Source organism: Azospira sp. MPR-E4 (assembly GCF_058809645.1).
This window is the reverse complement of sequence record NZ_JBXAST010000086.1, coordinates 1-8252: the sequence shown is the minus strand read 5'-3', so window position 1 is coordinate 8252 and position 8252 is coordinate 1. Positions and strand designations below refer to the sequence as shown.

The following is an 8252-nucleotide window of genomic DNA, read 5'->3' as shown; positions in this document are numbered from 1 at the left end:
CGGGCGCTTGCCGATCCTGACCTGGGGTTCCAGCAGGCTCTGGTTGCGGCGCAGCTTGAAGGGCACGCTGGCGCCGGCCTGGACCCGGCAGCCGCCGGCTTCCATGTCCGGGTCTTCCAGCAGTCGCCAGCCGCCGTGGCTGATCTGTTCCCCCAGGTGCTCGCGCAACAGGGCGGCATCCGTCGGATGCAGGGTCAGGGTCGGATGGGCATGGCTGACCGGCAGGGCGGCCAGGGCTTCCCTGACCACCGGCAGCAGCAGTTCCGGTTTGACCTTGAGGGCGCTGCGGGTGACCTGGCGTGCGATTTCCAGGCCCAGTCCCAGCAACTGGTCGGCGATGTCCTGGTCCAGCACCTGCAGCGACTGGGCCAGGCTGTGAATGAGGTTGTCCAGGCGCTCGGCCTCTGCCTTGGCGCGGGCGGCGCCTTCCTCGTAGCCGGCGTTGTAGCCGGCCTCGTGGGCCTCGGTGTGGATGCGCTCGATCTCTTCCGCCGTGGGGAAGGGAATGGTCTCTTCCGGCTCGGCTGCCGGGGGGGGCGGCTCCTCGGCCGGGGGCGGCGGTTCCGGCTCCGGTTCGGGGGGCGGTGGCGTCTCCGGTTCGTCGAAGGCGGCCAGCTCCCAGCGCTCGTAGGCGGTCAGCTTTTCTTTCGGGATGTAGCCGGCGGTCATGGCAGTTCGGGGGTCCCTCTACGGCTAGATCATCTCTTCGCCGCCCTTGCCGCCGAGGACAATCTGGCCCTCGTCGGCCAGGCGACGAACGATCTTGAGGATTTCCTTCTGCTCGGTTTCGACTTCGGAAATGCGCACGGGGCCCTTGGCCTCCAGGTCTTCCCGCAGCATTTCGGCAGCCCGCTGGGACATGTTCTTGAAAATCTTCTCGCGCAGGTTCTCGGAAGCACCCTTCATGGCCAGGATGAGGGAGTCGGACTGGATTTCGCGCAGCAGCAGCTGGATGCTGCGGTCGTCCAGGTCCAGCAGGTTCTCGAAGACGAACATTTCGTCGAGGATCTTCTGGGCCAGGTCCGGGTCGTATTCCCGCACCGAGTCGATCACCGAAGTTTCGTTGGCCGAGCCCATGAAATTGAGGATCTCGGCCACGGTGCGGACACCGCCCATGGCGGACTTCTTGATGTTGGCGGAGCCGGAGAGCAGGCGCAGCATGACGTCGTTGAGCTCTTTCAGGGCCGCCGGCTGCACCCCTTCCAGGGTGGCGACGCGCAGGATGACGTCGTTGCGCAGCCGTTCCGGGAACAGGCTGAGGATTTCGCTGGAGTGGTCGTGCTCCAGGTGCACCAGGATGGTGGCGATGATCTGGGGGTGCTCGTTGCGGATCAGGTCGGCCACCGTGCTGGCATCCATCCACTTCAGGCCTTCGATGCCCGAGGTTTCGCCGCCCTGGAGGATGCGGGAGATGAGGTTGGAGGCCTTGTCGTCGCCCAGGGCCTTGGTCAGCACATTGCGGATGTAGGCATCCGTATCCACGTGCACCGCGGCATGTTCGTGGTGGATGGTGTGGAATTCTTCCAACACCGATTCCACCCGGGCCCGGGGCACGGTACGCAGGGTGGCCATGGCGTGGCCGAGCTTCTGCACTTCCCGGGGGCCGAGCTGCTGCAGCACCGCGGCGGCGTTTTCCTCGCCCAGGGCGATCAGGAGTATGGCGGCCTTTTCCAGGCCATCTTCGCTAGCCGGCATTTACGCCCATCCAATCCTTGATGATGTTGGCCACAGCCTTGGGATCGGCGTGGGCGATTTCCCGCGCCTTCTGCATCTTGCCTTCGTAGGTGGCCAGGATGAGATCGCCGCCCATGGCGGTGAGATCCACCTCGACGTCCTCCTCGCCTTCCTCCCCTTCCTCCTCCTCGACCTCCGGCGACGGGGGCGGGAACATGGTGCGCAGAATGGGGCGCACCACGGCCAGCAGGATATAGGCAACGATGGCGCCGATGAGCAGATATTTCAAGAGGTCCTTGCCCATTTCCGGCGTCGCCAGCTGCTTCCACAGGGGCGGCTCGTTGTCTTCCTTCTCCACGGCGGTGAAGGCGGCATTGGCCACGGAGAGGGTGTCGCCGCGCTCCTTGGCGTAGCCCATGGCTTCCCGGGCCAGATCGTTGATCTGCTTCAGTTCTGCTTCGGTCAGGGGGCGGGTGGTGGGTTTGCCGTCCTTGGTGGTGTCCTTCTTGTTGTTCACCACCACCGCCACCGACAGCCGCTTGATCACCCCCACCGACTGCTTGACGTACTTGATGGTCTTGTCCACCTCGTAGTTGATGGTGGAGTCCTTGCGGGTGTTGATGGGCTGGCCTGCCGAATAGATGGGGGCCTGCACGCCGGCGGCGTTGATCTGTCCCGGCGGGGGCGGCTGGCCGTTGGTGGCGCCGGTCTGGGCCGTCGCCTGGCCGGCCACGGGCGGCGAGGTGATGGGGGCGGTAGCCGGCACCGGCGGCTGGTTGGTCAGGGCGCCAGGCACGCCCTGGGCTGGCGGATTGACGTTGGCCGTTTCGGAGGTCTGCTGGCTGCGGATGCTGATGTCCGGCGGGGTGGTGTTGGGGCGGTAGCTCTCGGCCGTCTGTTCGGTCTGGGAAAAGTCGATGTCCGCTGCCACCTGGACCCGGGCGTTGCCCGGTCCGACCACCGGTGCCAGGATGTCGTCGATACGCTTGATGACGCTGGCCTCGACTTCCTGGACGTACTTGATCTGGGTGGGGTCCAGGCCGGCCTCGATCAGCTTGCTCTTCAGCTGGGAAATCAGGTTGCCGTTCTGGTCGATCACCGTCACGTTGGACATGGGCAGCTGGGGCACGCTGGAGGACACCAGATGCACGATGCCCGCCACCTGGGCGGGCTCCAGGGTGCGGCCGGGGTGGAGGTGCACCATGACCGAGGCGGTGGGTTTCTGTTCTTCCCGGACGAATACGGAAGGCTTGGGGATGGCGAGGTGCACCCGGGCGGACTCGACGGCGGCCACGGACTGGATGGTACGGCCCAGTTCCCCTTCCAGGGCGCGCTGGAAATTGACCTGTTCGGCGAACTGGCTGATGCCGAACTTCTGGTTTTCCATCAGCTCGAAGCCGACGGCACCGCCTTTGGGCAGCCCCTGGGAGGCCAGGCGCAGACGGACTTCATGGACTTTTTCACCAGGCACCAAGATGGCGCCGCCGCCCTCGGTGAACTTGTAGGGAACGTTGAGCTGTTCGAGGGCGGTGATGATGGTGCCGCCATCCTTTTCCGACAGGTTGCTGAACAGCACCTTGTAGTCGGGTTGGCGGCTCCACAGGATGGTGCCCATGATGAGGGCGGCGATGGCGGCGACCGCCACCATGAGGGCGATCTTTTGCTGGTTGGTCAGCCGGCCCAGGGCTTCGCGAAGCTTTTCGCTGATCTTGTTGCCTGGCTGGGAGGCCGTGGTATCTACAGTGTCCTGGGTTGCCGCCATCGATAGTATGTGTTTGCAGAGACTGAGGAGGGGCGCTGGGCCGGGAAGTCAGATACTAATCAAGCAAAAAGCGAAAATTTCTAAGAAATATTCTATATTGTATCCGCTTATTGCAATCAACTCTCGCCTTCTTTCCCATGTCCCCATCGTTGCCGGAACCCGTGCAGGAGCGCCCGGACGCCAAGGCCCAGGAACTCCAAAAAGCCTTCGACGTTTTCAATCAGGTTTCCCAGGAACTGACCCAGGCCTACGATGCCCTGCAGGGCAGGGTGGCCTCCCTGACGGCCGAACTGGCGGTGGCCAACGGCGAGTTGCGGCGTCAGTACAAGGAAAAGGAGGCTTTGTCCGAGCGTCTGTCCTTGCTGCTCAATGCCCTGCCGGCAGGGGTGGTGGTGCTGGATAGCGCTTTTCTGGTGACCGAGGCCAATCCGGCAGCCAAGGCCATGTTCGGCCAGGATCTGGTGGGCGAGGGCTGGTCCCGGGTCTCCGGCCAGGCCCTGGTGCCCACCGGGGCGCCGGATGAATGGCAGGTCGGCAGCCGGCGGGTGAGCATTGCCAAAAGCCCCCTGGATTCCGCCGGCGGCCAGATTCTCCTGGTGCACGACATCACTCATGCCCATGAAATGAAGGCCAACCTGGAGCGCAATCAGCGCCTGGCCGCCATGGGCGAGATGGCCGCCTCCCTGGCCCATCAGCTGCGCACGCCCCTGGCCACGGCCCTGTTGTACAGCAGCAATCTGGGCAAGCCGGAACTGGCGCCCGAGGCCCGGACTCGCTTTGCCGACAAGGCGACGGAGCAGTTGAAGCGCCTGGAGCGCCTGATCCAGGACGTGCTGCTCTTTGCCCGGGGTGAAAGCATCGGCCGGGAAGCCATTCCGGTGGCGGCGCTGGTGACCGAGGCAGTGCAGGCCGTGGAGCCGTTGATGAAGCGCCATGGCGTGGATTTCCGGGTGGAGGCCGAGGTCGGCGACTTTATAATGATGGGAGCGCGCAAGGCCATTGCCGGCGCCCTGACCAACCTGCTGGAAAATGCCCTGCAGGTGGTGGAAGGGCGGACCGAGCGCCCGCCCCGGGTGCTGCTGCAGGCCCGGGTAAGCGAAGGGCGCTGTTACATCGCCGTCAGCGATACCGGGCCTGGCATTGCCCCCGAAGCCCAGGCGCGGATTTTCGAGCCATTTTTCACAACCCGGGGCCAGGGAACCGGACTTGGCCTGGCAATTGCTCTCGGTGTTGCCCGGGCCCATGGCGGAACCATCAGTGTCCGCTCCCAGCCCGGAGAAGGTTCGGAATTTACCCTGGAGTTGCCGGCGGGGCCGGCAAGCCAATTTGTCGTGGAAAGCTAGAAAGCAGATGGCGAACAACCTGCCCATCCTGGTCGTCGAGGACGATCCCAACCTGCGGGAAGCAGTGGTGGATACCCTGGAACTGGCCGGTGAGGCTGTCCTCTCGGCAGCCTCCGGCCCGGAAGCGCTGAAGGTCCTGGCCGAACGGCCGGTGGCCATTGTCGTCAGCGACGTGCGCATGGAGCCCATGGACGGCATCACCCTGTTGAAGGAAATCCGTGGCCAGTATCCGCACCTGCCGGTGGTGCTGATGACGGCCTTTGCCGATGTGGACCGTGCAGTTGAGGCCATGCGGGCGGGGGCCTGCGACTTCCTCCTCAAGCCTTTCGAGCCCAAGGCCCTGCTCGAGCATGTGGCCCGTTACCGCCTGCCGGCCATGGGTGAGGATTCCGACGTGGTGGCGGTGGATGCCGCTTCCCGCAACCTGTTTTCCCTGGCCGCCCGGGTGGCCCAGACCGACGCCACCGTCCTGCTCACCGGGGAGTCCGGGGTGGGCAAGGAAGTGGTGGCCCGCTACATCCACAACCATTCCGCCCGGCGCAAAGGCCCCTTTGTCGCCATCAATTGCGCAGCCATCCCCGAAAGCCTTCTGGAAGCGACCCTCTTCGGTTATGAAAAAGGCGCCTTCACCGGTGCCAATCAGGCCCAGGCTGGCAAGTTCGAGCAGGCCCAGAACGGCACCCTGCTGCTGGATGAAGTGACGGAAATGCCCCTGGCGCTGCAGGCCAAGTTGCTGCGGGTGCTGCAGGAGCGGGAAGTGGAGCGGGTCGGCGGCAAGCAGCCGGTGCGCCTGGACATCCGGGTGGTGGCCACCTCCAACCGGGACATGGCCGAGGCAGTGGCCAAGGGCATCTTCCGCGAGGATTTGTATTACCGGCTCAATGTCTTTCCCTTGCTGATTCCCGCCTTGCGGCAACGGCCGGACGATGTGGTGCCCCTGGCCCGGCATTTTCTTGCCGATCAGGGCGGCAAATCTGGCCGCCCCGGCCTCCTGCTGACGCCGGCGGCCGAACAGGCCCTGCGCGTCCATTCCTGGCCGGGTAATGTGCGGGAACTGGTCAATGTGATGCAGCGGGCCCTGATCCTGGCGCCCGGGGACCAGGTGGATGCGGCACATCTGCATCTGGTGGCCCGTCCCGGTGCTCCGGCCGCGGCGGCGCCGGCCTATGTGCCGCCGCCTCCTGTTATGATGGAGGCGCCCCAGCTGGCGCCGCAGGTCCCCCAGGCCATATCGGTCGAGGAGGACGGAGCCCTTCAGTCCGGCGGGAAAAAAGCCGATAATATTAAGGACTGGGAACGGGAGCTTATCCTCGAGACGCTGGCCTCGGTGGGGGGCTCCCGCAAACTGGCGGTTGAAAAACTGGGAATTTCCGAGCGGACTTTGCGTCATAAGCTCAGGCAGTACCGTTTGGCCGGTTATTTGAACGAATAGCTTTCAGGTTGGCCTGTCTTTTGCTATAACGCTGGTGACTGTTGGAGAAGCACATGGACACCAAAGGTATTGATAATTTGTTGAGTCAGCTGCGGAGCACCGCAGGGGCCGCTGCCGCCAAATCGGTGGATAACGCTGCCGCGTCGGCCGGTGGGGCCGATTTCGCCCAGGTGCTGAGGAATTCCATCGATCAGGTCAATTCGGCCCAGCAACAGGCCCAGTCCATGGCTCAGGATTTCTCCGCCGGGGATTCCAATACCAACCTGCATGAAGTGATGATCGCCCTGCAGAAGGCCAACGTTTCCTTCCAGGAGATGGTCCAGGTGCGCAACAAACTGGTTTCCGCCTACCAGGATGTGATGAATATTCAGGTATAACTAAATCTTGAATGCGCAAAAGCAAAACGCCCCAGCAGGGGCGTTTTGCTTTTGCGTGATCTGATGCTGATTATTCGAGGCCGCTGATTCTTGCTTTGCGCTCCCGTTCGATCCGGGTGATGTAGCGCTGAATCATGGTCAGCCGGGTTCCCGGAAGATCAACGTACTCGCAACCGATGCGCAGGTACTGACTGCCGGTCTTGGTGGTTACCGGGAACGAGTTGCGCACGGAAAGGGCCGTGACCAGCTGTCCTTCCTCGGGCAGGGTGAACTTGCAGTCGCGGAAAACATTGCCGATGGCAAAGGTTTCACCCAGGGACAATGGCAGCATGAGGCCGATACCACCACCGCTGATGTCCAGCATGTTGGCTTCAATAGTGGTCTTGGTGCCGTCTGCGAGAATGACGTCCACCGATACCTTGATGGGATTGGCTATGGGGGTGGTAAGGCGGTAATACTCGCGGCGCTGCAGGCGCAGCAGGGTCTCGGGCAGCTTGCCGCCAAAGGCGGTTCGCCCCTCGAAGGTCGTCTGCGTAAGGCCTTTCAGGCTGAACTGAATCTTGACCTTGTCCAGGGTCGTGGTGAATACCAGCTTGTCGGCCTGCAGGGCGCGGCGATTCATTTCGTCGTCGCTGCCGTAGTCGAATATCAGGGAATTCCCGTCGGCACCGATGTGGTTCAACGAGGTGAGCAGGAAGGAGTTACCACCGTCAAAATAAACGGTGATCATCACCCCTTTTTGCACCAGCGCCTTGAGTACGAAAAGAATTTCTGCCTTGGAGTAAAGCAGGTAGCGACTGTAATTGTCGTCGTCTTCGACGTCTAGGTGGTGTGGCACAGGATGGGCTTCCGGCTCTAAGGGCTCGCTTGCCTTGTCAGTCATGGTTTATTCGGTTTTCTCGGCAAGGCTGAAGTGTAAACAAAAGCAGCAAACTAGAGAATTGCATTATTACTCAGTTTGCTCCCTTGGGGCTTGGAATAACGGTGGTGGTGAGTTGTCGCCGTGCTCCAGTCGATAGAGCCAGGCCAGCAGTTCGGCGATGGCTCGGTAGAGCTGAGGGGGGATGCGCTCGTCCAGATCCACCTGCATGAGCAAGGCCACCAGCTCGGGCGATTCATGCACATAGACCCCATGTTCCTTGGCGCGGTTGATGATGGCCTGGGCCACCGCTCCCCGGCCTTTTGCGACCACCCTGGGGGCAGCATCGGTCTCCAGATAGGCCAGAGCGACGGCGCTACGGCGGTCCTCAGGGGGTGGCGTCTGGTTCATTCTTATCCACCATGAAGCCGCCTAAAGTGAGTCCGGCTGCCTCAAACTGGCTGGCAAGTCCCTGACCGTGACCGCGCAGTTGTTCCCGGGTTTCGGGATTGGTCGCGGTCAAATGCAGCGAAATCTGGTGACCTGTCAGTCCGATACGAGCCTGAATTTCCCCCAGATGGGGGAGATTCAGGCGCAGACGGGTGTTCCATGTACTAGCCGGTTCGCCGTCTTCATCCTGTGCCCCATTTCGACCATCTTCTTCCACCATTTCCCATAACATTTCCTGTCCAGGCCAGATTTGGCCGTGCCAGATATAAGTGTTGCTGGCTAGGGATTCAAGTTGTTGTCGGATTAGGGGAGCTAGGTCGGCGGCGAGACCAGAAGGGGCTGGGCTGGTGGCTGG

General features: G+C 62.7%; 9 protein-coding genes. 3 read left to right on the top strand and 6 right to left on the bottom strand.

Annotated elements, in window-relative coordinates; all coding sequences use genetic code 11:
• The 3 genes from AC1RTA_RS15990 to fliF all read right to left on the bottom strand — a co-directional run.
• Positions 1 to 669 (bottom strand): FliH/SctL family protein (locus tag AC1RTA_RS15990; RefSeq protein ID WP_492785296.1); only part of this gene is annotated, 669 nt, incomplete at its 3' end.
• Between the two features lie 24 nt (positions 670 to 693).
• Complete coding sequence (gene fliG / locus AC1RTA_RS15985) at positions 694 to 1695, bottom strand: flagellar motor switch protein FliG (RefSeq protein WP_014236839.1); 1002 nt, start codon at positions 1693 to 1695, stop codon at positions 694 to 696.
• Positions 1685 to 3436 (bottom strand): flagellar basal-body MS-ring/collar protein FliF, encoded by a 1752-nt coding sequence (fliF, locus tag AC1RTA_RS15980; protein ID WP_014236840.1) that lies wholly within the window; start codon positions 3434 to 3436, stop codon positions 1685 to 1687. Before fliF ends, fliG begins: the two co-directional genes overlap by 11 nt.
• 137 nt (positions 3437 to 3573) lie before the next feature.
• Here fliF and AC1RTA_RS15975 point away from each other — a divergent pair, with 137 nt between their 5' ends.
• Genes AC1RTA_RS15975 through fliE form a run of 3 tightly spaced genes read left to right on the top strand, consistent with a single transcriptional unit; the run spans position 3574 to position 6588 of the window.
• A complete protein-coding gene (locus tag AC1RTA_RS15975) occupies positions 3574 to 4779 on the top strand; it encodes a sensor histidine kinase (RefSeq protein WP_014236841.1) in 1206 nt (401 codons plus the stop codon).
• Between the two features lie 7 nt (positions 4780 to 4786).
• Positions 4787 to 6211, top strand: coding sequence for a sigma-54-dependent transcriptional regulator (locus tag AC1RTA_RS15970; RefSeq protein ID WP_492785295.1), 1425 nt, complete (start codon positions 4787 to 4789; stop codon positions 6209 to 6211).
• A gap of 53 nt (positions 6212 to 6264) precedes the next feature.
• The gene (gene fliE / locus AC1RTA_RS15965; RefSeq protein ID WP_492785294.1) at positions 6265 to 6588 is read left to right on the top strand and encodes a flagellar hook-basal body complex protein FliE; all 324 of its coding nucleotides are present in this window, start codon (positions 6265 to 6267) and stop codon (positions 6586 to 6588) included.
• A gap of 70 nt (positions 6589 to 6658) precedes the next feature.
• On the opposite strand, the gene AC1RTA_RS15960 is transcribed toward fliE, so the two are convergent.
• From AC1RTA_RS15960 to fliK, 3 genes are all read right to left on the bottom strand, one after another.
• Positions 6659 to 7471, bottom strand: coding sequence for a flagellar brake protein (locus tag AC1RTA_RS15960; protein WP_152090754.1), 813 nt, complete (start codon positions 7469 to 7471; stop codon positions 6659 to 6661).
• Positions 7472 to 7537: 66 nt separating this feature from the next.
• Complete coding sequence (locus AC1RTA_RS15955) at positions 7538 to 7858, bottom strand: EscU/YscU/HrcU family type III secretion system export apparatus switch protein (RefSeq protein WP_014236861.1); 321 nt, start codon at positions 7856 to 7858, stop codon at positions 7538 to 7540.
• Positions 7836 to 8252, bottom strand: a 417-nt coding sequence (gene fliK / locus AC1RTA_RS15950) for a flagellar hook-length control protein FliK (protein ID WP_492785293.1), incomplete at its 5' end; no start/stop codon positions are given. The genes AC1RTA_RS15955 and fliK, both read right to left, overlap by 23 nt.